Source organism: Microbacterium sp. TPD7012 (genome assembly GCF_003075395.1).
Classification (GTDB): Bacteria; Actinomycetota; Actinomycetes; order Actinomycetales; family Microbacteriaceae; genus Microbacterium.
Map to the genome: position 1 here is coordinate 41,776 of NZ_QDFV01000007.1, position 21,227 is coordinate 63,002.

Here is a 21,227-nt window from a genome sequence, read left to right on the forward strand (position 1 = left end):
CGCACCGCGGGAGTCAGATGTCGTCGAGGTTGTCGGTGCTGCCCTGCGCGTCTCGATGCGCGAGGATCTGGCCGACCTCGATCTGGTCGGCGAGCGTCTCATGGACGAGCGTGACGTTGGGCACATTGGCCAGGCGCAGCGGTTCGTCGACACCGTTCGAGAGGGTGATCGTGCCCGTTCCCCACAGACGCTGCAGCGGCCCGCGACGCACGGCGATCGTGTAGCCCCTCGCGTGCGACATCTCGCGCCGACGACGCGCCCCGATGCCCTGATGCGCGATGACCCTCCGGGTGGTCACGGTCGTGCTCTGCGAGTACCAGACGATGAACGGCACCACGACGACGAGCAGGACGACGAGACCGGCCGCCGACAGCAGCATCCAGTTCTCGAGACCCGCGGGCAGATTGTCGTAGAAGTAGGCCGTCGCCCCGAAGACGCCGATCAGGACCAGCGCCGACCAGAACAGCCGACGGGCGTGGCTCCGCAGCCGCGCGATGAGCAGCTCTTCGGTCGGCACGCCGGGCGGCGGCATCACCGGCCGGCCTCCGAGCGTCACGGGCTGAGTCACCCCACCATTGTGCCCGTGATCTGCGACAAAGCGGACTGCGCGGCGGCGTGTCAGATCAGGCGGGCCGCACGTGCACGACATCGCCCGCCGAGACGGCGTGCGCGGAGCCGTCCGCCGACACCAGGAGACGGCCCTGAGGGTCGAGCGCCGTGGCGCGGCCCTCGAGCAGGACACCGCCGGGCAGCGAGACGCGGACGACGAGACCCAGGGTCGCGCATCGGGCCGTGACGGCGGCGTGCAACCCGCTCGCGACCGCGTCATCGGCCGCGGCGAGCGCGGCGACGGTGGAGGACAGCGCCCGCAGGTAGTCCGCCAGCAGCCGGTCCTCGTCGACCTCGACGCCGAGCACCGCGAAAGAGGTCGCCGTCGGCACGGGGAGCTGCTCCGCAGTCATGGCCGTGTTGACACCGGAGCCGACGATGACGGCATCCGTCGTCGCCTCGGCGAGGATCCCGCAGATCTTGCGCCCGTCGACCAGGACGTCGTTCGGCCACTTCACCGCGACGTCTCGCCCCGGGAGCTGGGCGGCCACCGCCTCTGTCATCGCCAGGCCTGCGGCTAGAGGGATCCAGCCGCGTGCGGCGGGGTCGTCCGGCAGGGTGCGCAGCAGCACGGAGATCGCGAGCGCTGCGCCGTCGGGAGCCACCCAGGTGCGGTCGAGACGCCCGCGCCCCGCGGTCTGGTTCCTCGTGATCAGGGCGGAGAGGTGCGGCCAGCCCTCGACATCGTCGGCCCGCTCGCGGAGATCGGCGTTCGTCGAGCCCGTGCGCGGGAGGACCTCCAGGCGCGCCGCGACACCATGGGAGCGCGGGAGGTCACCGCTCATGCGTCTTCCTCGTCGGCCTCTTCGTCATCGTCGTCCTCGTCCTCGCGGATCGCGCCGATGTCGTTCGCGTGCCACTGCTCCCACTCGTGCATGAGCCGCTCGACGGCTGCGTGGAACTTCTCGGTGGCGACGCCCGGAGTCGTGTCGCCGAAATAGTGCTGCACCCACATCCGGAGCCGGGCGACGGCCGCCTCCTCCGCACGGACGCGCTCGACCTCGGAGACGATGCGAGACGCGTCGTCGACCGTCAGCCACTCGCAGTCCGCGAGGTAGCCGGTGGAGTCGATCGCGGCGCGCTCGTCTGCGGGGCGCGTGATCATGAGGGGCTTGCCAGCGGCGAGACGGTCGTAGACCATCGCCGAGATGTCGACGACGGCGACATCGGCGGCCGACAGCTGCCAGCCGAGTTCCGGTCCGTCGTCGTAGACGTGCTGCGCGCTGCGGTCCGCGGCATTGGCCGCGTTGATCGCCGCGATGATTCTGCGGTGGGCGACCCCGTACGCCTCATCCACGACCCCGCTGCGGGGATGCGGTCGGTAGATGACCCGATGCCGGCCGGTCGCCAGGAGCTGTTTCACGAGCGTCTCGCCGTGCGTCGCGATCGAACCGTAGTGAGCGCTGGGACGGTCCCCCTCCCAGGTCGGTGCGTACAGCACCACGGTGCGCTCATCCGGCGTGTAGGGCAGCGTCCCCGAATAGTGATCCGCCTGCGGTCGACCGATGTCCATCGTTCGACGGTCGACGTCGTAGTCCCACAGCGTGCGCGAGAGACGATCCCGCGCCGCCTGACCCGCGACGAAGGCGTAGTCGTAGGCCTTGTACTGATTCGTGGTCATGTACATCTTGTCGGACTCGCCGTGGTTGATGAACACGTGCCAGCGGCGTCCGTAGCGGAACATCTGAAAATTGCGGGTGTTCTGATTGACGTACAGCACGACCCGGATGTCCTGATGGGCGATGAACCGCTCGAGGTCGCGGACCTTCGGCACGAAGGCGACCGGCGGTCCGTCCTCGTCGAGCAGCTTCTCGGCGCCCGTCGCCGACCGGGAGAGCACGACGACCGGCCAGCGCTTCGCGAGCTCCGCGAGCGGACGGTACCACTGGCGCATCTGGTACATGTTCACCGCGCCGTCGGCGAAGTACACCGCGACCTGGAAGTGATCGAGCGGATGCGGTTCGCGCTCGGCGAGGCGCCGCCGCACCCGCTGCACGGCGCTGCGAGACGCGAGCGCGCGCGTGAGGAGACGGTACGCCTTCTTGGCGTCAGACAATGCACCCATCCCTCCAGAATAGTTCGTTCCGCGCTCTCGCCCCGCGGACGGATCAGGGAACGCCCGATGTCGTCGTGCCATGATCGTCATGTGCCAGCCAACGAATCCGTCACGCCCGACGCGGGGGTGTCCTTCGTGATGCCGGTGCTCAACGAGCGGGCGTACCTCGAGCACGCCGTCGCCTCCGTGCTCGCCCAGGACGTCGACGGACCCGCCGAGCTCGTCCTCGCGCTCGGCCCCTCGACCGACGGGACCACCGAGCTGGCCGAGCGGCTGGCTGCGGCCGACGACCGCATCCGGCTGGTCCGGAACCCGGCCGCGCACATCCCGGTGGGGTTGAACGCCGCGATCGGCGCGAGCCGGTACGCGACGATCGTCCGCGTGGATGCCCACTCCGAGCTGTCTCCCGGCTACGCGGCCCGCGCCCTGGAGACGCTCGAGCGCACACAGTCGGCCAACGTCGGCGGCGTCATGCACGCCGAGGGCCGCACGCCCTTCCAGAAGGCGGTCGCGCGCCTCTACAACTCCCCCGTCGGTCTGGGCGGCGGCGCGTACCACGGCCGCACGCACGAGGGCGAGGCCGAATCGGCGTACCTCGGCGTCATGCGCCGCGAGGTGCTCGACGAGGTGGGACTGTTCGACGAGACGATCCGCCGTGGCGAGGACTGGGAGCTCAACCTCCGCATCCGCCAGGCCGGACACCGCGTCTGGTTCGACCCGACCCTGTCCGTGACGTACTGGCCACGGGAGAGCTGGCTCCGCCTCGCGCGTCAGTTCCGCGCGACCGGCGCCTGGCGCGGCGAGCTCGTGCGCCGATTCGGCCGCCGCAACGGCATCCGCTACTTCGCTCCGCCCGCCCTCGTCCTCGTGGTCGCCCTCGCTGTCATCGTCGGTGCGCTGCAGCTCACCGGCGTGCTGACGGGCGTCGCGTCCCTGATCGCGGCGATCGTGGCCTACGTCCCGCTCGCGCTGTATCTGCTCCTCGTGCTCGCCGTCGCCCTGGCTCCGGGGGGAGGCGGGCTGCGTCAGAAGCTGTGGACCCTGCTCGTGCTGCCGACGATGCACCTGTCCTGGGGCATCGGGTTCCTCGGGGGCGTGCTGCGTGGTGCGCGCGACACGGTCGACGCATCGCGTCTCGGCACGCAGAACACGCCGCTGCCGTGACGCCGGCCCTTCGGATCAGCGGCTGACGAACCCGAGGTCGAGGATCCGGTCCACCACGCGCTCGGCTGCGTGCCCGTCGTCCCGCCTGTTGAACTGCGCGCGCCACGCGGCGTACCTGCTCGCGTAGGCGGATTCCTGGCCCGGGTCGCCCAGCGCCGCGGCGAGCTCGTCCTGCGTGCGCACGAGGGGGCCGGGCGCGCGCTCGGCGAGGTCGAAGTAGAAGCCGCGCAGCTGCCCGCGGTAGTGATCCATGTCGGGAACGAGGAAGTACATCGGCTTGCCGGTGACGCTGAAGTCGAACATCACCGAGGAGTAGTCGGTGATGAGCGCGTCGGCGGCGAGGAGCAGCTGAGCCGTCTCGGGATAGCCGGTCACGTCGATGACCCTGGCACCGGAACGATCGCGCCCCTGCTGCAGCGTGCGGGTGTGTCCGCGGACGAGCACCACGGCGTCGGCCTGCCGGGCGAGCAGCTCCGGGTCGATGAAGTCGACCATCTCGCTGCGATCGTCACGCCAGGTCGGTGCGTACAGGAGCACACGCTCCCCCTCGCCGATCCCCAGAGCCGCACGGACCGCGGCCGGATCCCCGGTGGTGAGCGCGTCGTTGCGCGGGTAGCCCTCGACCCAGATCGGCCTTCCGAAGAACGCATATGCCTTGCGGAGAATGCGCTCGGAGTAGGTGTTCTGCGCGAGCAGCACATCCCATCGTCGCGATTCCTTCACGACCGCCGCCATGCGACGAGGGTCGAACCCGGGACGATGCAGGGCGAGTCGCTTGAGCGGCGTGCCGTGCCAGGTCTGCAGCACCTTCTGCCCCGGCTTGCGCTCGAACCGGCGACGCAGCCAGTCGTTCACCACCAGCAGTCGGGCGGCACCGCGGGCATGCCACCACTCCGGACTGCCTTCGACGACGGCGATCGCCCCCTCCGGCACCGCGACCGAGAGGTCGACCACGCTCCAGTAGCGCCGCAGATCCGGCACGCGGGACGCGAGCTCCCGATCGATCGCCTGCGGGTTGCAGCCGACGCTGCGGCCGTAGAAGCTCTCGAAGAACACGGCGTTCTCGGTGCCGCCGGTCTGGGCCACGTAGCGTCCCTCCAGCGTCGACTGCCCCTCGACTGTCTCGTAGACGGGATCGATCGGTGCGGCGATGCGAACAGCGCCGCCGTCGACAGCGACGCGGACACCGGTCATCACGGTCGGCGCGATCCGCAGGTCGTCGAGATCCGTGTCGGCGATGCGCAGCTCGTATTCGCCGGACGGCAGCGGCAGAGCCGGCCCGCCCCAGCGCGAAGCCTGCAGCGGGAACACGGCCTTCCAGGTCTTGCCCCCGCCGGTGATGCGCGCATCGACACGTGCCCGCGGTCCGGAGAGCTGCGCTGTCGCCGGTCGCTGACCGGTCCCTGCGATGATCAGCGCTTCGGCCGCTTCATCGATCCGGGCCGTTGTCATGCTGCTCCCTTCGGTGCGGGGATCCCCCGCGCGCGGATTGCCTGGTACACCCGATCGGTGTTGCGCCCGTCTCGGAATGCATGCATCTCCGCGCTGAGCGTAGCGGAACGCGCCGACGCCTCGTCGTAGGCGGCGTCGTCGGCGAGAAGGCGCCGGAGCTGCCCGAGGAGTGCGTCCCAGTCGGCCGCGGGGTCTGCGCCCGCGACGTCCTCGTATCGGCCGTAGAAGCCCCGTGTGCGCGCGTACTCGGTCGCGTCCGGGGCCAGATACAGCACCGGTGTCGCGAGCAGCCCCACGTCGTACGCGAGCGAGGAGTAGTCGGTGATCAGCACGTCGACCGCGGCGAGCGCGGGCGTGACGTCGGCGAGCACCGACGAGCCCAGCATCCGCACCCTCCTGCTGGGCAGCGGCGGGGCATAGCCCCCCTCGCCGAGAGGATGCGATCGCACGAGCAGGATCGCGTCCTCGTCTTCGAGCACACGGATGATCCGCACCCACTCCGCCGCGGAGGGCACCGCGGGGTCCGCCGCGCCGTCGCGCCAGGTCGGAGCGTAGAGGATCACGCGCGCGGCCTCCGGCAGAGGACCGACGGCGCGATCCAGCAGAGCGGAGGCCGCCGCCCGGCGCTCGTCGACCGATCCGGCGGAGAGCACGTCGACGCGCGGCTCACCCGTCACGACGACCCGGTCGGCGCCCAGTCCGAACGCGGATTCCAGACGACCGCGAGAGCGATGCGAGGCGGCGGGCAGCACTCGGATGCGCTGGGCGGCTCCGCGGTACAGCAGCCCGACGGCCCGGCGCAGCAGCGGCGCGCCCGGCACGTTCGGGACCTGCGTCGTGGCCGGCGAGTCGAGGCCGATGCGCTTCAGCGGGATGCCGTGCCAGAGCTGCACGACGAAGGCCCCGCCGTTCGCGTAGCGGTTGACGTCGCCGAGGCCGTGCGTGACGACGAGCACGCCGGCCCTGGCCGTCGCCCACCAGCCCCGCAGACCGCTCTTGCGCACGGTGCGGAGGCCGAGCGCGGCGGCATCCCGATCCTCGCGATCCGATGACGTGAGCCACAGCGTGTCGTGTCCCGCCTCCGACGCGTGCCGCTGCAGAGCCAGCGCGCCGTCGCCGATCCCGGCGCCGCAGCCGAACACCCAGCGTCGACCGCGCGGGACGAGGAACGCACCCATGCGTCCTGCGGCATAGAGCGGGATCCGGAGCAGCTTGGCCGCATTGCCGGTGCCGAAGGAGAAGGACGCCACCCCGCGAGCCTATCGCGGGGTGGCGTCCTTCTCGGCGAACTCCGGATCAGCCGGCGAGCTCGCCGAGTGTCACCTCGAGCTCGTACTCCTTGCCGCCGCGGACGTAGGTCACCTTGGCATCGCTGCCCGCGGCCGCCGCACGCACCTGCGCCGTGAGATCGCTGGCGCTGCTGATCGGGACCCCGTTGAACGCCGTGACGACGTCTTCGGCCTTGAGCCCTGCCGCGGCCGCCGCTCCACCGTCGGTGACCTCGGCGATGTACGCTCCCGCGACGTTCGCGCCCTCGACGCTCGCCGCGTCGCGGACCGAGGCGCCGAGCAGGCCGTGCGTGGCGGCGCCGTCGGCGATGATCTCCTCGGAGACGCGCTGCGCGATGTTCGCGGGGATCGCGAAGCCGATGCCGATCGATCCGGACTCCTCGGATCCGCCCGAGCTCGCGATCGCCACGTTGATGCCGATCAGCTCGCCCTTGCTGTTCACGAGAGCGCCGCCGGAGTTTCCGTGGTTGATCGCGGCATCCGTCTGGATCACGGCGATCGAGATCGACTCGGTCGGCTGCTGTCCGGTGTTGCCCGGCAGATCGAACTGGAACGGACCCTGTCCTTCGCCCTCTTCCGGCGCCTGCTCCTCCGGGGCGTCCTCGGACGACGAGTCGGGCAGCGCGGAGGACGCGATCTGGATGCTGCGGTTGAGCGCGCTCACGATACCCGTGGTGACGGAGTTCGCGAGACCGAGCGGAGCCCCGAGCGCGACGGCGGTGTCACCGACGTTGAGCTTCGACGAGTCGGCGAACTCGATGGGCGTGAGGCCCTTCGCGTCCGTCAGCTTGATCACGGCGAGGTCGTAGATCGGGTCGGTGCCGACGACGGTGGCGTCGAAGATGCGGCCGTCGGACGTCGTCACGCGGATGCTGGGGTCGGCCACGGCTCCGCCGAGGGTCACGACGTGCGTGTTCGTCAGGACGTAGCCGTCCTCGCTGATGATCACGCCCGAGCCGCTGCCGGCCTCCTGGGATCCCGCGACCTCGATCGTGACGACCGAGGGAAGAGCGGCGGTCGCGACCGCGGTGGTCTCGTTGACCGATCCGGGGTTGTTGACGGTGACGGTCTGCGGTCCGCCGGCGGTGCCGCCGGTCGGCTGGTCCTGCAGACCGCTCAGCAGCGCGCCGCCGCCGAAACCGGCGACGCCGCCGACGAGGGCCGCGGCCACGATGAACGCCGCGAACTTCGCGCCGCCCCGCGACTTGGGTTCCTTGGTCTTGACCCCGTCGGCCGGCGGTGCGCCGAACCCGAGGGGCGCGGTGCCGTCGAGCGGCTGCGTCGGCTGCGTGTGCGCGGTCGCGGTGGGGATGCCGAAGGCGGCTCCCGGAGCCGAGGCTGTCGCCTGCTGCGCCGTGTGCGGCGCGGCGAAGGGCTGCGGCGCTGCGGGGGCCGTCGGGGCGGAAGCCGGCGCGGCGACGGCGGGCGCGGCGGGCGCCTGCGACGTGAAGGTCGACGGCACCTCGTGTCCCTGGGCCGACGCGGCCGTGGTCTCGGCGGCGGGCGCGGGCTGAGCGGCGGCCTCTGCTGCCTCGGTGGACGGCACGGCGTCGTGCGACGCGGGTGCCGACTGGTTCTGGGTCTCGTCTTCGTTCATGGTGTGCTCCTTCATCGACGCCCCTTCAGACTGCCGCCTGTATCTGTGCGTTTCGTATGGCGAAGATGAGTTTCAGCTATGGCCTTAGCCTGTTCTTCATGAGTGTCATTCCCGGCGCATGGCGGCGCACGGCGGCCGGTGCAGGTCTGCTCGCCGCAGACGGAACCGTCGCACCTACGATCTTCGCAGAGATGTCAGCGGCTGCGGCCAGAACGGGGGCGATCAATCTCGGCCAGGGCTTCCCCGATGAGGACGGCCCCGCCGAGGTGCTGGAGGCCGCGCGCGCCGCGATCTCCGCGGGCGCGAACCAGTATCCGCCCGGTCGCGGCATCCCGGACCTGCTCGCCGCGATCAGCGAGCACCAGCATCGCTTCTACGGCCTCGACGTCGACCCGGCGTCCGAGGTCATCGTCACCGCGGGTGCGACAGAGGCCCTCACAGCCAGTCTGCTCGCGCTGATCGACGGCCCCGACGACGAGGTCGTGGTCTTCGAGCCGTACTACGACTCCTACGCGGCGGCCGTGGCCCTCGCCGGCGCCCGCCTGCGCACCGTGCCGCTGCGCGCCCCCGACTTCCAGCCCGATCTCGATCTGCTGGCCGCCACGGTGACCGATCGCACCCGCATCATCCTCGTGAACGATCCGCACAACCCGACCGGAGCCGTGTTCGGCGCGGAGGTGCTCGCCGAGGTCGTCCGTCTCGCCCAGCAGCACGACGCGATCATCATCACGGACGAGGTCTACGAGCACCTCTCGTTCCACACGCCGCACACGCCGATCGCCACGCTGCCGGGCGCGGCCGAACGCACTCTCACGATCTCCTCCGCGGGGAAGACCTTCTCCGCCACCGGGTGGAAGATCGGCTGGGTGCACGGCCCGGCCGATCTGATAACGGCTGTGCTCACGGTCAAGCAGTACCTCACGTACGTCAACGGCTCGCCGTTCCAGCCGGCCATCGCCGTGGGCCTGCGTCTCGACGACGCCACCTTCACCCGGGCCGCCGCGACGCTCGCGCACAAGCACGGGATCCTCGGCGACGGCCTGCGTGCCGCCGGGTTCACCGTGCACGCGCCGCAGGGCGGCTACTTCACCGTCGCGGACGCCACCGCTCTCGGCGGAGCGGATGCCGCGGCGTTCTGCCGCGCGCTGCCCGAGCGCGCCGGTGTCGTCGCGATCCCCCTGACGGCGTTCGTGTCGGCGGACCGGCGCAGCGAGTACGGCGGGCTGGTGCGTTTCGCCGCCTGCAAGCGCGTCGAGGTCCTCGAGGAGGCCGCCGCGCGCCTCGCCGCCTCGGCGCTCTGAGGCGGTGCTGCTCCGCGTCAGCGGGGAACCACCGCGTACCGCCGCACCCGCAGGGACGGGTTGACGGCGCGGACGCGGTCTATCGCCGACCGCTCGAGAGCCGCGACCGCGATGCCCTCGGCGGTGCCGACGCCGGCGAGGACGACGCCCTGCGGATCGACGATCTGCGAGTGCCCGACGCCGATCGGCGTGGGGTGGTCGGCGGCGACCACGTAGACCGTGTTCTCGATCGCCCGCGCGGCCAGCAGGGTGGTCCAGTGGTGCTCCTTGAGCGGACCCCGCACCCATTCGGCCGGCACCACCAGCACGTCGGCGTCCGCATCGACGAGGGTGCGCGCCAGCTCGGGGAAGCGCAGGTCGTAGCAGGTCATCAGCCCGAAGCGCAGGCCACCGAGCACGAACGTGGCCGGCTCCCCCGGGTCACCCGGTTCGACCCAATCGGACTCCGTCTGCCCGAAGGCGTCATAGAGGTGCTGCTTGCGGTAGACCGCGAGGATGCCGTCGCCGCGCACCGCCAGGACCGTGTTCCGCACCCGCTCGCCGTCCGCAGCACGCTCCGCGAGGCCCGCGACGATCACGACCGCGTAGTCGGCGGCCAGAGACGTGAGGGTCGCGACGAACTCGCCGTCCAGCCCCTCGGCGTTCGCGGCGAGCGTCGCATCCATCGGATCGACGAAGTAGCTCGAGTACTCGGGGAACACGATCAGCTTCGCACCGCGCGCCGCCGCATCCGCCGTCAGCGCAGCGATCCGCTCGCGGTTGTCGGAACGGGACGCCGTCGGCGCGAACTGGCACACGGCGACGGATACGGCTACGGTCTCGGACATGACCTCATCCTCTCGCATCCGTGCGCACCCGGCCTCGATTCGCCGACCTCTCGAATCCGTGATAAGTTACTTCTTGTGCCGCGGGGTGGAGCAGTTCGGTAGCTCGCCGGGCTCATAACCCGGAGGTCGCAGGTTCAAATCCTGTCCCCGCAACGAGAATGCGACACAAGAAAGGCCCCTGATCAGGAGAAATCCCGATCAGGGGCCTTTCGCTCACCCGCTGACGGAGGCCGTGGCGACCGCCGTCAGCCGCGTTCCGCACCGAAGCTGACCGAGCGTACTCCCATCGCCTCGGCCTCTTCCGTGGCGAGTCGACGTTCCGCGCCGAGATCGAGTCCGCGCGCGAGAAGCACGTAAGCGACAGCGGATGCTGCGAGCCCGACGAACAGCGCGATGTCGATGCCGCCCATCGCCGCGGCGATCGGACCCGTGAACCACGTCGTCACGACGAACGGGATCATCGCGGCGATGCCGATGACGTAGGCGGTGATGCCGCGCCATCCCCAGGAGCCGTAGATGCCGTTCGGACGGAACATCTCGGCGACCGCGTAGCGCCCGCGCCGCACGACGTAGTAGTCGACGAGGTTCACCGACGTCCACGGTACGAGCACGTAGAGCAGCACCACGAGGAAGCTCCCGAACGAGTCGAGGAACTCCCCCGTCGAGAACGCCGCTCCCAGCAGACCGCCGAGTCCGATGATGCTGCAGGCGACGATGCGGGCGAACCGCGTCGGTCGCACGGAGCGGAAGGAGTCGGCCACCGTGATCAGCTCGATGCTCGCGGCGTAGATGTTGATCGTGATGACCGTGATCAGGGCGGGCAGCGCCGACCAGAGCAGCACCGCACCCGCGCCGGGCACGATCGCGTCGGCCGCCGCGGTGATCGCCTGCACAGGGTCGGCATCCGCGAACAGGGAGGCGACGAACGCCCCGAGGATCATGAGCCACCCCGCGCCGACGATCACTCCGGAGGAGGTGTAGAACAGCGCCTTGCGCGGACTCGTCTGCGGCGGCAGGTACCGCGAGTAGTCGGACACGTACGGCGCCCAGCCCAGCGCGTAGGCCGCGGCGGCCGCGAACTGCACGAGGAACGCCGGACCGTCGAACGCCCCCAGCGAGAAGTCCGCCGCGGGGAGCGGGAGAGCGAAGAGCGCCACGACGCTGAACACGCCGAAGGTCGCGAGGAACAGCCAGGTGAGCCACTTCTGCACGCGGTGGATCCAGTGGTACCCCACGATCGCCAGCGTGAGCGCGAGCGCCGTGATGAGCACGTACCAGCCGGCGCCGGCGTCGACTCCGGTCGTCGCGGTGAGCACCTGCCCGGCGAGCAGCTGGTTGAAGATGTTGAATCCGACGATGCTGGCGACGACCACGAGGCACACGATGGCGACACCGCGGTAGCCGAACTGCGCCCGCGACTGGATCATCTGCGGCAGACCCAGCTGCGGTCCCTGCGCGGAGTGGAACGAGGTGAACACGGTGCCGACGCACACGCCGAGGATGATCGCGAGCAGCGACACCAGGAAGTTCGCGCCCATCGCGACCCCGACCATGCCCGTCGCGAGCGTGGTGAGGTTGGCGTTGGACATGAACCACAGCGGGAACAGGCTCGACGGCTCGCCGGTGCGCTCGGAGAGCGGCACCCAGTCGATGGACTTGACCTCGATCCCCGTCGCCCTCGGTGCTGCCACCTCGGTCTGCACGGCGGCGGGCTCCGGAATATCGCGCTGGGGCTCGTTCATGGTGCAACAGTAGGTCGCCGCCCGATCTCGTCCCATCCCCGGAATCCGATGGAGCCCATAGGGTTCGCCGATACGCGAATCGGGCGCCCCCTAAGGGACGCCCGATGCGCTTCAGTCGCGCGAGGTCACTGCGCGGCACCGTCCAGCTCGAGGAGCTTCTGGACCGCTGCCGTCAGGCGCTTGTCGGCGGCCGCGAAGGCTTCGAGGTCTCCTGCCTTCAGCGCTGCCTCGCGGTCGAGCAGCGCCTGCTGGGCGGCCGCGAGGGCCGCGGCCTCATCGCCCGTGGGCTCTGCGGGTTCGGTCGGCTCGGTCGGCGTCTCGCCGGTGCTCGGATCGTCCTCACCCGGTTCCGTCGGCTCGACGGTGTCGTCACCGCCGGTCGCACCCGAGTCGCCCCCGAAGAGCGTGTCGAGCGCCTCGGTGAGCGTGTTCTCGAAGGCCACCCGATCACCGAAGGCGACGAGGACCTTCTGCAGCCTCGGGAGCTGCGTGCCCTCGGAGGACTGCACGTACACGGGCTGAACGTAGAGCAGACCGCCACCCACCGGAAGCGTGAGCAGGTTGCCGTAGATCACCTCGGACTCGCCCTGTTGCAGCAGGTTCAGCTGCGGCACGACGGCGGTGTCCGAGTTGTAGGTGTTCTGCACCTGGCCGGGACCGGGCACAGTGGTGTCCGTGTCGATCTCCAGCATCCGGAGCTGGCCGTAGCCCTCGCCCTTCACTCCGGCCTCCGACCCGGCATCCGAGTCCACCGCGAGGTAGCCCATCAGCACGTCTCGGCTGCCGCCCGCTCCCTGGGAGACGGGGATGAAGGTGGAGAACATCGAGAAGCGCGGCGAATCCTGCCCCGGCATCTGCATCGTCAGGTAGTACGGCGGCTGCAGCATCGCGTCGCTGCGGGGGTCGTTCGGCGTCTGCCAGCGGTTGTCCTGCTGGGCGAACGATCCGGCCGTGTCGACGTGGTAGATCCCCAGCACGTCGCGCTGCACCTTGAACAGGTCGGTCGGGTAGCGCACGTGGCTCATGAGCTCGCCGGACATCTCGCTGATCGGCTTGACCGTCGACGGGTAGACCTTCTGCCAGGTCTCCAGCACCGGGTCCTCCTCGTCCCACGCGTAGAGCGTGACCGAGCCGTCGTAGGCGTCGACCGTGGCCTTCACGGAGTTGCGGATGTAGTTGATGTCGTCGATCGCGAGCGTGGGCGACGGGACGTTGGAGTCGGCGATCGCGTCCGACAGGCTGACGCCGGTCGAGTACGGGTACGTCGAGCTGGTGGTGTAGCCGTCGACGATCCAGACGATGCGGCCGTCGACGACGCTCGGGTACGGGTCGCTGTCGAGCTCGAGGTACGGGGCGACCTTCTGCACGCGCGTCTTCGGATCGCGGTCGTAGAGGATCTGGGAATCCTCGTTCACGAGGTTCGAGAACAGGATCTGCTCGGACTGGAACTTCAGCGCGTACAGCAGCTTCGTGAACGTGTTGCCGACGGCGGGGCCGCCCTCGCCCTCGAACGTCGTCTTCGTCTCACTGGACCCGTCCTTGCCGCGCGGGTAGTCGATCTCCGCCGGCTCCGAGCCCTCGGGGGCGCCGACGATCGAGTACTCCGGGGAGTTCTCGCCGAAGTAGACGCGCGGTTCGAAGTTCTCGCGGTCGGTGAGGAACCCGGACGACGGGATGCCGCGCTCGAGGAACACCGGCTCGCCGTCGCTGGTGCGCTGGTTGCCGGCGGCAGCGACGAGGCCGTAGCCGTGCGTGTAGACCGCGACGCGGTTGTTCCAGTTGTCGCCGTCGCCGAGACCCGACATGTCGAGGTCTCGCACGGAGACGACCGTGTCCTGCATCACGCCGTCGATCTCGTACCGGTCGACGTCCATCGTCGTCTGGAACTGGTAGTACCCGCGGTACTGCTCGAGCTGGCGCACGGTCGGCGGGATGACCTTCGGGTCCATGATGCGGATCGACGCCGTGGTCTCGGCGTCCTCACGCAGCTGGCCCGCGGCGGCATCCGTCTCGGCCTCGAAGGCCGTGGTCTCGAGGTCGGCGATGCCGTAGGCCTCCTTCGTGCCGTCGATGTTCCGCTGGTAGTACTCGGCCTGGTAGGCGTTCTGGTTCGGCTTCACCTGGAAGGTGGTGACGATCCACGGGTATCCGACCCCGACGACGAGCGACGTGACGATCAGCAGCGCGGTCGCCGCGAGCGGGAAGCGCCAGCGGCCGATGACCGCGGTGACGAAGAAGAGCACGGCGACCACGGCGGCGACGACCGAGAGGATCGCCAGACCGGGGATGGTCGCGTTGACACCCGTGTAGGCCGCACCGGTGATGCGGTCGTCCGGAGCGGTCAGGGTCTTGTACTGGTCGAGCCAGAAGCTCGCCGCCTGAACCAGAAGGTAGAGACCGGCGATCACCGCGAGCTGGATGCGCGCGGGCTTCGAGATGCGCAGCTCGCCCTGGCCGACGCGCACCGAGCCGTAGAGGTACGACACGAGAGCGGTGACGAGGAGCGAGAGCAGCAGCACGGCCGAGACGAACGCGAGCAGGATCGAGTAGAACGGCATCGCGAACATGTAGAAGCCGGTGTCGATGCCGAACTGCGGGTCGACCGTCGAGGTCGCCACGCCGTTGGCCCACAGCCAGACGGTCTTCCACTGTCCGGCGGCGGCGAAGCCGGCGAAGAGGCCGAAGAAGATCGGCATGCCCCACATCGCCAGGCGACGCAGCGGCTCGATGACCTCCTGGTAGCGGTCCAGCTGCGAGCTGAGCCGCACGTAGACGGGACGCAGACGGTAGGCCAGCTGGATCACGAGGAAGAGCGGCGCCGCCATGCCGAGGAAGCCGACCACGAACATCACGGCCGTGGCGATCCACTGCGTGGTGAGCACGCCGGTGAAGCCCACCTGGTCGAACCAGAGGTACTCCGTGTAGAGCGAGGCGAACACGAAGAACGCCGCGATCAGGGCGGCGATGATCACCAGGGAGATGCCGAGGATGCGTCGGGAGGTTCGAGGCGTGGCCGGATTCGGAGCAGTGGCTGAGTTCGAGGTCACCGTTCCATCCTAGGCGCGCCTCACTGTGCGGCGGCTGTCATCCCGGTCACGGCGAGGTCACGGCCGCTCCCCTGCTCACGAGCCGGCGAGCTCGCACGTGGGGAGAGAGGAGACGTCGCCGTCCGCCGAGATCACCTCGAGCGCGTCGAGCGACTCCTCGAGCGTCGCGGTGCGGATCACCTGCAGTCCGTCGGGCACATGCCCCACCACCTCGTCGCAGTTCGAGGCCGGCGCGAGGAAGTAGTCCGCTCCGGCGTCGCGCGCGCCGTAGAGCTTCTGACGGATGCCGCCGATCGGCCCGACCGTGCCCTCGGCATCGATCGTGCCGGTGCCGGCGATGTTGTGGCCGCCGTTCAGCTCGCCCTCGGTGAGCGTGTCGATGATGCCGAGTGCGAACATCATCCCCGCGCTGGGGCCGCCGACGTTGTCGAGCTGGAGCGTGACGTCGACCTCGAAGTCGTAGTCCGTGCGTAGCGTGATGCCGATGAGCCAGGTGGTCACGTCGTTCTCGGTGTGCTCCTCGGGAGTCACCTCGACGGTCTTCTCCTCGCCCGCGCGCAGGACGGTGAGGGCGACCGGGTCGCCGCCCGCCTTCTGGATCGCCTCGCGCAGCTGCGTGGCGGAGGTGACCGGCGTCCCGTCGATCGCGGTGATCACGTCTTCGCCCTCGAGCAGCCCGTCGGCCGGGGCGTCCGCCACGGCCTCCTGCACGACGACCTTCGCTCCCGTGTCGTAGCCGAGCTCGTTCAGGGCTGCGGCCGTCGCCTCGTGCTGGGAATCGACCATCAGCATCGCGTTGCGCTCATCGCGCTGCTCGGTCGTGACGCCCTCAGGGAAGACCGAGTCGAGCGGCACGACCGCGCGGGACGAGTCCATCCAGGCGAGGGCGAGCTCGAACCAGCTCGGAGTGCGCTCGCGGTTGCCGACGACCTGCACGGTCGTGAGGTCGAGCGTGCCGCCCGTCTCGAACGTCTCGGCACCCTCGACGCTGATCAGCGGCACCTGCTCGCCGTCGGTCCCCGTCGCGGTGCCGAGCGTGTCGTAGACGGGACCGGGACGCTGGATCACGTACGGCGTCGGCAGGAAGGTCAGGACCACGAGGGCGATGAGCGCGACGATCAGCGCCCAGACACCGAGTCCGGGCTTTCCAGACCGCGTTCGATCCACAGCATTCCTCCGTCGTTCGCGAGCGGCGTACAGCGATCTGCTCGCTTCGGGGACGCGTGCAGAAACCTGTGACTAGCGTAGATGCCACGGCTATAGGCGTGCTGAGAGGGCGAACGACATGGCAGACAACGACCCGACTCCCGAGGACTTCCAGGAGTTCCTCCGAAAGATGCTCTCGAACCAGGGCGGCGGGGACATCGACCCCGAGGCCCTGCGGGATGCCATGCAGGGCATGGAGGGCTTCCAGTTCGACCCCGCGATGATGCAGACGATCATGTCGCAGCTGCAGGGTGCGTTCGGCGGAGACCCGTGGGAGAACGCGCAGCGCCAGGCCCTGCACATCGCGAATCGCGACGGCCAGGGGGTGACCGACGGCTCGCGCAGCTCGCTGGTCGACTCGTTCACGCTCGCGAACCTGTGGCTCGGCGAGGCGACGACGATCTCCGAACTGAGCGAGGCTCCCACCGCGATGACCCGCGGCGAGTGGGTCGAGAAGACCCTGCCCGTCTGGAAGGAGATCGCCGGGCCGGTGTCGACGAGCATCGCCGATGCGCTGACCTCCGCCCTCGACACCCAGGTGCCCGAGGAGATGCGCGGCGTCGTCCAGGGCGCGGGCAAGCTCATGCGCGGCCTCGGCGGCTCGGTGTTCGCCGCGCAGTTCGGCCAGGTCCTGGGCAATCTCTCGCTCGAGGTGGTGTCCGGCGGCGACGTCGGCATCCCGGTGCTCCCTGCCGGGACGGCCGCCGTCATCCCGCAGAACCTCACCGCGTTCGGCGAGGGACTGGAGATCCCCGAGGACCAGATCGCGCTGTACCTGGCGACGCGCGAGCTCGCCTATGCGCGCCTGTATCGGCACGCGAAGTGGCTGCACCTGCACGTGATGGCGCAGATCACCGACTTCGCACGCGGCGTGAGCGTCGACGTGGATGCGCTCGAAGACGTCGCCAGCCGCCTCGACCCCTCTGACCCGGAGGAGCTGCGGGCGGCGATCGAGGGCGGGGCGCTGCTCCCCGCGCAGACCGAGGCTCAGCGCGAGGCCCTGACGCGTCTCGAGAACCTCATCGCGACGATCGACGGCTGGGTGGACGTGGTCACCGCTCAGGCCACCGCGCGGCTCCCCGACGGGGCGCGCATCGCCGAGGCGGCCCGTCGTCGTCGCGCGGTCGGCGGCCCTGCCGAAGACGCCCTGGGCGCTCTCGTCGGTCTCAAGCTGCGTCCGCGGCGGATGCGCGAGGCCTCGGCCATGTGGCAAGCCGTGACGGATGCCGTCGGCATCGGCGCCCGCGATGCCCTGTGGGACTATCCCGACCTCATGCCGACCGCCGACGACATCGACGACCCGAGTGCACTGGTCGCCCGGCTGCAGGCCGCCGAGCGCGGCGAGCAGCCGGTCGCGGACGAGTTCGACGAGGCTCTCGCCCGTCTGCTCGACGGCGACGACTTCTCCGCCGAGGATCCGACGGAGAAGACGGACGATGCCGACGGGTCCGACGACCCGGACGGGGATGGCACACCCGAGGGCGAACGACCGGTCTGAGGTCTCCGGGTGGAGCGGGCGATGCGCACCGCTCCTCCCCTGGCTCGGGAAGCACGGAAGTTCTCCACGGACCGGCCTTCTCCGCACCACGGCATCCTGGGCTTCACCAGAATCGGGGGATGCCGCTGACCCCGCCGACCCTCACCCGTCTGGATCCGAGCGCGCCGCTGCTCTGGCGGGATGAGCGGACGCTCCAGCTCGGCGTCGACGAGGGGCTGCGCATCGCGGTCGACGCACCGTGGGTGGAGCTGCTGCTGAGTCGCCTGCGCTCCGGCTTCCGCCGAGCCGCCTTCGACGTGATCGCGCACGGCGTGGGAGCCCCGCGACAGGACGCCCGGATACTGCTGGCCAGGATCGAGCACCTGCTGATCGACGATCCGCCGACGGTTCGCCCCGCCTGGGTCGAGATCATCGGCGTCACCGACGGACGCGCCGCCCACCGCGCCAGAGAGGTGCTCGAGGACGAGGGGATCGCGCTGGTCGACCGCTCGGTCCGCGGTGCGGTCGGCGTGATCCTCGTGCAGGGCGCCGCCGCCGCCGTGCAGTTCGCGCGCTACCTGCGCGAGGACATCCCCCATCTCCCCGTCGCCTTCGAGCCGGGCCGGGTCACGGCCGGTCCCCTGGTACTCCCCGGGGAGTCACCCTGTCTGGCCTGCCGAGACGCCGACGATGCGCGCCTCGACCCGGCGTGGCCGCTGCTGCATGCACAGATGATCGGCCGCGGTGCCGCTGTGCTGCGGGCGGCGCAGGTGGCGGAGGGAGCACTCGCGGCGGCGCGACTCCTCGCGGCGGGAGACGGCGGCGAGATCGTGCGGGTCAGCGCGGACGGCTCGCGCGCGCATCGCGCGGTGACGTTTCACGAAGGATGCCGGTGCCGCGCGCCGTCGTCCCCATCTCCGCCAGGAACCGCGACGGTGCCCGCTCTCCTCGCCCTGCCGACCGCGACCACGAGATGTCCAGCGTCCGTGCGGCGCGCGTGACCCCCACATAGGCCAGTCGCCGCTCCTCGTCGATGGCCTCGAAGCTCGATGCGTAGGAGATCGGCAGCGATCCCTCGGCCCACCCCGCGAGGTGCACGTGCGGCCACTCGAGGCCCTTCGCGGCGTGCAGGGTCGACAGCGTCACGGTGCGCATGGTGGGCTCGTGCTGATCCTTCGCCCGCGCCATCATGGCGTCGCTGAACGTGCGCAGGTTCGCCTCGGAGCCCGCTTCCTCCGCGAGTCGCAGGATCGCCCGTCGCGCCTCCCAGCCGTCGCGCTGGGCGCCGCCGGCAGCGGGCGGCTCGTCGGTCAGGCCGAGCTCGCGCAGCACCCGCTGCACGTTCGGCAGGAAGCCCTGCTCGGTCGGAGCCACGGCCGCGGCGCGCAGCGCGAGGATCGCCTGTCGCACCTCAGGCATCGCGAAGAAGCGCGTGCCGCCGAGGACGGAGGTCGGGATGCCCTCCGCCGCGAGCGCCTGCTGCAGCACCGCCGACTGCGCGTGAGCGCGGTACAGCACCGCGATCTCGGCCGGCGAGGCCCCCGCGGCGATCCGGGCGGAGATCGCCGCGGCGATGCCCGCGGCCTCCTCGGACTCGGAGTCGTAGGCGGTGACGGTGGGGGCATCCGCGGTGAACTGCTCTCTGGCGGGGACGAGTTCGAGAGCGCCGGGACGACCGTGCATCAGCGCGTTGGCCGCGGTGAGGATGGGAGCCTGCGACCGGTAGTTCGTCTCGAGCCGCACGACGGTCGCATCCGGGTGACGGCGTTCGAACTCGAGCAGGAAGCGCTGCTCGGCGCCCGCGAACGAGTAGATGGTCTGGCTGGCGTCGCCGACGACGCAGATGTCCTGGCGATCCCCCAGCCAGAGCTCCAGCAACCGGTTCTGCAGCGGCGAGACGTCCTGGAACTCGTCGACCGTGAAGTGGCGGTACTGCTCGTGGACGGATGCCGCGACGCGCGGCTCCGCCTCCAGCATGCCGGCGCAGGCGAGCAGGACGTCTTCGAAGTCGAGCTGCCGGCGCTCGTCCTTCAGCGCCTCGTAATTGCGCATCAGCTCGACCAGCTGCCCGGAGTCGACACCCGTCACCGTGCGGCCGAGCGCGGCGTGCTGGTCGATCGAGAGCATCGACACCTTGCGCCACTCGATCTCGGAAGCGATGTCCCGGAGGGTGGCGGTGCTCGGTCGCAGCCGGATCGCGTCGGCCGCCTGCCCCAGCATCCGCACCTTGTTGGTGATGATCGCCGGGGCGGGCGAGCCGGCCAGCGTCGGCCAGAAGAAGTTCAACTGCGCGAGGGCGGTGGCGTGGAACGTGCGCGCCGCGACGCCCTCGACCCCCAGAGCGCGCAGCCGTCCTCGGAGCTCCCCCGCCGCCTTCGCGGTGAAGGTCACCGCCATGACCCGCGACGGCGAATACGCCCCGGTGTCGACGCCGTGTGCGATGCGATGCGTGATCACGCGGGTCTTGCCGGTTCCCGCGCCGGCGAGCACGGCGACCGGACCCCGCAGGACGGATGCCGCAGCCCGCTGCCGCTCGTCGAGGGCATCGAGTGCGCTCACGCGTGGTCCTCGTACCAGTCGATGATCAGCGCGCGCGCGATGGATGCCGGACCCGGCAGCCCCACAGGGCCGTCGCCGGCGAGGGCGGAGGCGATCTCGCTCCGGGTGAACCACCGGACGTCGACGATCTCCTCGCCGTCGGCGACAGCCGCGGACTCGTCGTCGACGACCGCGCGGAAGCCGATCATCAGCGAGCGCGGGAAGGGCCAGGCCTGCGACGAGATGTAGCGCAGCGAGGAGAGGCGCACGCCGGACTCCTCCTCGATCTCCCGATGCACGGTCGCCTCGAGCGACTCCCCGGCCTCGGTGAAACCCGCGAAGCAGGAGTACATGCGCCCGCCCCAGTTCGCGTTCGCTCCGAGCAGCAGTCGCTCGCCGTCGCGACTCTCGACGGCGACGATCACCGCGGGGTCGTTGCGTGGGAAGTGGTCACGCCCGCAGACGAGGCAGCGCCGCGACCAGCCGGCCTGCCGCACCTCGGTGCCGCCGCCGCAGGTCGGGCAGAAGGGTGCGTCACGCAGCCATCCGGCGAGTGCGATCGCCTCGACGAGCAGTTCGGACTCGACGCGGTCGATGCGTCCGCCGAGGTCGCGCAGCCCGAGCCAGATCTCGTCCGGAGCCGTGTCGAGGGCATCGTTCTCGGGCGGTGCGACGGCGAGCAGCAGCACGGTCCCGTCCTGATCGCGACCCAGCAGCGCCCAGATCGCGTCGCCGACGGCGTCCGCCTGCACGCGCAGCAGGGTCGAGTCGACGACCCGCACGCGCCCCTCGCGCACCACGATGACCCGGGTTCCGGGGTCGTCTCGCAGACGCTCGAGCACGTCCGGCTCCTCGCGGAGCTCGGCGGCGCGGTCGAGGGACGGGGGCTGAAAGGTCATCGACTCCCTCTCTCACGGGCGTG

General features: G+C 70.4%; 15 protein-coding genes and 1 tRNA gene. 4 read left to right on the forward strand and 12 right to left on the reverse strand.

Annotated features, from left to right (window positions below; all coding sequences use genetic code 11):
- Window positions 1–13 precede the first annotated feature (13 nt).
- The 3 genes from DC434_RS17095 to DC434_RS17105 all read right to left on the reverse strand — a co-directional run bounded on the left by DC434_RS17095 (window position 14) and on the right by DC434_RS17105 (window position 2,674).
- Window positions 14–532 carry a PH domain-containing protein gene (locus tag DC434_RS17095; protein WP_116636524.1) on the reverse strand — a complete coding sequence of 173 codons (519 nt, stop codon included), beginning with the start codon at window positions 530–532 and terminating at the stop codon, window positions 14–16.
- Window positions 533–623: 91 nt separating this feature from the next.
- Window positions 624–1,394 carry a biotin--[acetyl-CoA-carboxylase] ligase gene (locus DC434_RS17100; protein WP_116636525.1) on the reverse strand — a complete coding sequence of 257 codons (771 nt, stop codon included), beginning with the start codon at window positions 1,392–1,394 and terminating at the stop codon, window positions 624–626.
- Entirely contained in the window at window positions 1,391–2,674 is a 1,284-nt protein-coding gene (locus DC434_RS17105) for a CDP-glycerol glycerophosphotransferase family protein (protein ID WP_116636526.1), read from the reverse strand. Before DC434_RS17105 ends, DC434_RS17100 begins: the two co-directional genes overlap by 4 nt.
- Before the next feature lie 57 nt (window positions 2,675–2,731).
- On the opposite strand from DC434_RS17105, the gene DC434_RS17110 reads away from it, so the two are divergent.
- Window positions 2,732–3,829: a glycosyltransferase family 2 protein gene (locus tag DC434_RS17110; protein WP_116636527.1), complete on the forward strand. Its 1,098-nt coding sequence runs from the start codon at window positions 2,732–2,734 to the stop codon at window positions 3,827–3,829.
- Window positions 3,830–3,844: 15 nt separating this feature from the next.
- On the opposite strand, the gene DC434_RS17115 is transcribed toward DC434_RS17110, so the two are convergent.
- The 3 genes from DC434_RS17115 to DC434_RS17125 are packed head-to-tail and all read right to left on the reverse strand — an operon-like array spanning window position 3,845 to window position 8,167.
- Complete coding sequence (locus DC434_RS17115; protein WP_116636528.1) at window positions 3,845–5,281, reverse strand: CDP-glycerol glycerophosphotransferase family protein; 1,437 nt, start codon at window positions 5,279–5,281, stop codon at window positions 3,845–3,847.
- Entirely contained in the window at window positions 5,278–6,531 is a 1,254-nt protein-coding gene (locus DC434_RS17120) for a CDP-glycerol glycerophosphotransferase family protein (RefSeq protein ID WP_116636529.1), read from the reverse strand. The genes DC434_RS17115 and DC434_RS17120 overlap by 4 nt, the downstream gene beginning before the upstream one ends.
- Window positions 6,532–6,577: 46 nt before the next feature.
- Window positions 6,578–8,167 (reverse strand): trypsin-like peptidase domain-containing protein, encoded by a 1,590-nt coding sequence (locus DC434_RS17125; protein WP_243408990.1) that lies wholly within the window; start codon window positions 8,165–8,167, stop codon window positions 6,578–6,580.
- A gap of 98 nt (window positions 8,168–8,265) precedes the next feature.
- Here DC434_RS17125 and DC434_RS17130 point away from each other — a divergent pair, with 98 nt between their 5' ends.
- Window positions 8,266–9,468: an aminotransferase class I/II-fold pyridoxal phosphate-dependent enzyme gene (locus tag DC434_RS17130; protein WP_116636531.1), complete on the forward strand. Its 1,203-nt coding sequence runs from the start codon at window positions 8,266–8,268 to the stop codon at window positions 9,466–9,468.
- 17 nt (window positions 9,469–9,485) lie between these two features.
- Here DC434_RS17130 and DC434_RS17135 read toward each other — a convergent pair whose 3' ends face one another.
- Entirely contained in the window at window positions 9,486–10,295 is an 810-nt protein-coding gene (locus DC434_RS17135; protein ID WP_116636532.1) for a carbon-nitrogen hydrolase family protein, read from the reverse strand.
- A gap of 79 nt (window positions 10,296–10,374) precedes the next feature.
- Here DC434_RS17135 and DC434_RS17140 point away from each other — a divergent pair.
- Window positions 10,375–10,448: transfer RNA gene (locus DC434_RS17140), tRNA-Met, on the forward strand.
- A 92-nt stretch (window positions 10,449–10,540) separates the two neighbouring features.
- On the opposite strand, the gene DC434_RS17145 is transcribed toward DC434_RS17140, so the two are convergent.
- From DC434_RS17145 to DC434_RS17155, 3 genes are all read right to left on the reverse strand, one after another.
- Window positions 10,541–12,037 carry a cytosine permease gene (locus tag DC434_RS17145; RefSeq protein ID WP_116636533.1) on the reverse strand — a complete coding sequence of 499 codons (1,497 nt, stop codon included), beginning with the start codon at window positions 12,035–12,037 and terminating at the stop codon, window positions 10,541–10,543.
- 125 nt (window positions 12,038–12,162) lie between these two features.
- Complete coding sequence (locus DC434_RS17150; RefSeq protein ID WP_243408991.1) at window positions 12,163–15,084, reverse strand: UPF0182 family protein; 2,922 nt, start codon at window positions 15,082–15,084, stop codon at window positions 12,163–12,165.
- A 75-nt stretch (window positions 15,085–15,159) separates the two neighbouring features.
- Window positions 15,160–16,251 (reverse strand): PDZ domain-containing protein, encoded by a 1,092-nt coding sequence (locus tag DC434_RS17155; RefSeq protein WP_116636534.1) that lies wholly within the window; start codon window positions 16,249–16,251, stop codon window positions 15,160–15,162.
- Window positions 16,252–16,369: 118 nt separating this feature from the next.
- On the opposite strand from DC434_RS17155, the gene DC434_RS17160 reads away from it, so the two are divergent.
- The gene (locus DC434_RS17160; RefSeq protein WP_116636535.1) at window positions 16,370–17,788 is read left to right on the forward strand and encodes a zinc-dependent metalloprotease; all 1,419 of its coding nucleotides are present in this window, start codon (window positions 16,370–16,372) and stop codon (window positions 17,786–17,788) included.
- A gap of 816 nt (window positions 17,789–18,604) precedes the next feature.
- On the opposite strand, the gene DC434_RS17165 is transcribed toward DC434_RS17160, so the two are convergent.
- Complete coding sequence (locus DC434_RS17165; RefSeq protein ID WP_116636536.1) at window positions 18,605–20,326, reverse strand: ATP-dependent helicase; 1,722 nt, start codon at window positions 20,324–20,326, stop codon at window positions 18,605–18,607.
- On the reverse strand, window positions 20,323–21,204 hold the full coding sequence (gene nudC, locus DC434_RS17170; protein WP_116636537.1) for an NAD(+) diphosphatase: 882 nt from the start codon (window positions 21,202–21,204) through the stop codon (window positions 20,323–20,325). Before nudC ends, DC434_RS17165 begins: the two co-directional genes overlap by 4 nt.
- Between the last annotated feature and the right edge of the window lie 23 nt (window positions 21,205–21,227).

Excerpts from the sequence above, each read along its gene's own strand:
- DC434_RS17095 (WP_116636524.1), bottom strand. The coding sequence starts at position 532 with ATGCCGCCGCCCGGCGTGCCGACCGAAGAGCTGCTCATCGCGCGGCTG.
- DC434_RS17160 (WP_116636535.1), top strand. The coding sequence starts at position 16,370 with ATGGCAGACAACGACCCGACTCCCGAGGACTTCCAGGAGTTCCTCCGA.
- DC434_RS17125 (WP_243408990.1), bottom strand. The coding sequence starts at position 8,167 with ATGAACGAAGACGAGACCCAGAACCAGTCGGCACCCGCGTCGCACGAC.
- DC434_RS17115 (WP_116636528.1), bottom strand. The coding sequence starts at position 5,281 with ATGACAACGGCCCGGATCGATGAAGCGGCCGAAGCGCTGATCATCGCA.
- nudC (WP_116636537.1), bottom strand. The coding sequence starts at position 21,204 with ATGACCTTTCAGCCCCCGTCCCTCGACCGCGCCGCCGAGCTCCGCGAG.
- DC434_RS17130 (WP_116636531.1), top strand. The coding sequence starts at position 8,266 with ATGAGTGTCATTCCCGGCGCATGGCGGCGCACGGCGGCCGGTGCAGGT.
- DC434_RS17145 (WP_116636533.1), bottom strand. The coding sequence starts at position 12,037 with ATGAACGAGCCCCAGCGCGATATTCCGGAGCCCGCCGCCGTGCAGACC.
- DC434_RS17105 (WP_116636526.1), bottom strand. The coding sequence starts at position 2,674 with ATGGGTGCATTGTCTGACGCCAAGAAGGCGTACCGTCTCCTCACGCGC.
- DC434_RS17100 (WP_116636525.1), bottom strand. The coding sequence starts at position 1,394 with ATGAGCGGTGACCTCCCGCGCTCCCATGGTGTCGCGGCGCGCCTGGAG.
- DC434_RS17110 (WP_116636527.1), top strand. The coding sequence starts at position 2,732 with ATGTCGTCGTGCCATGATCGTCATGTGCCAGCCAACGAATCCGTCACG.
- DC434_RS17135 (WP_116636532.1), bottom strand. The coding sequence starts at position 10,295 with ATGTCCGAGACCGTAGCCGTATCCGTCGCCGTGTGCCAGTTCGCGCCG.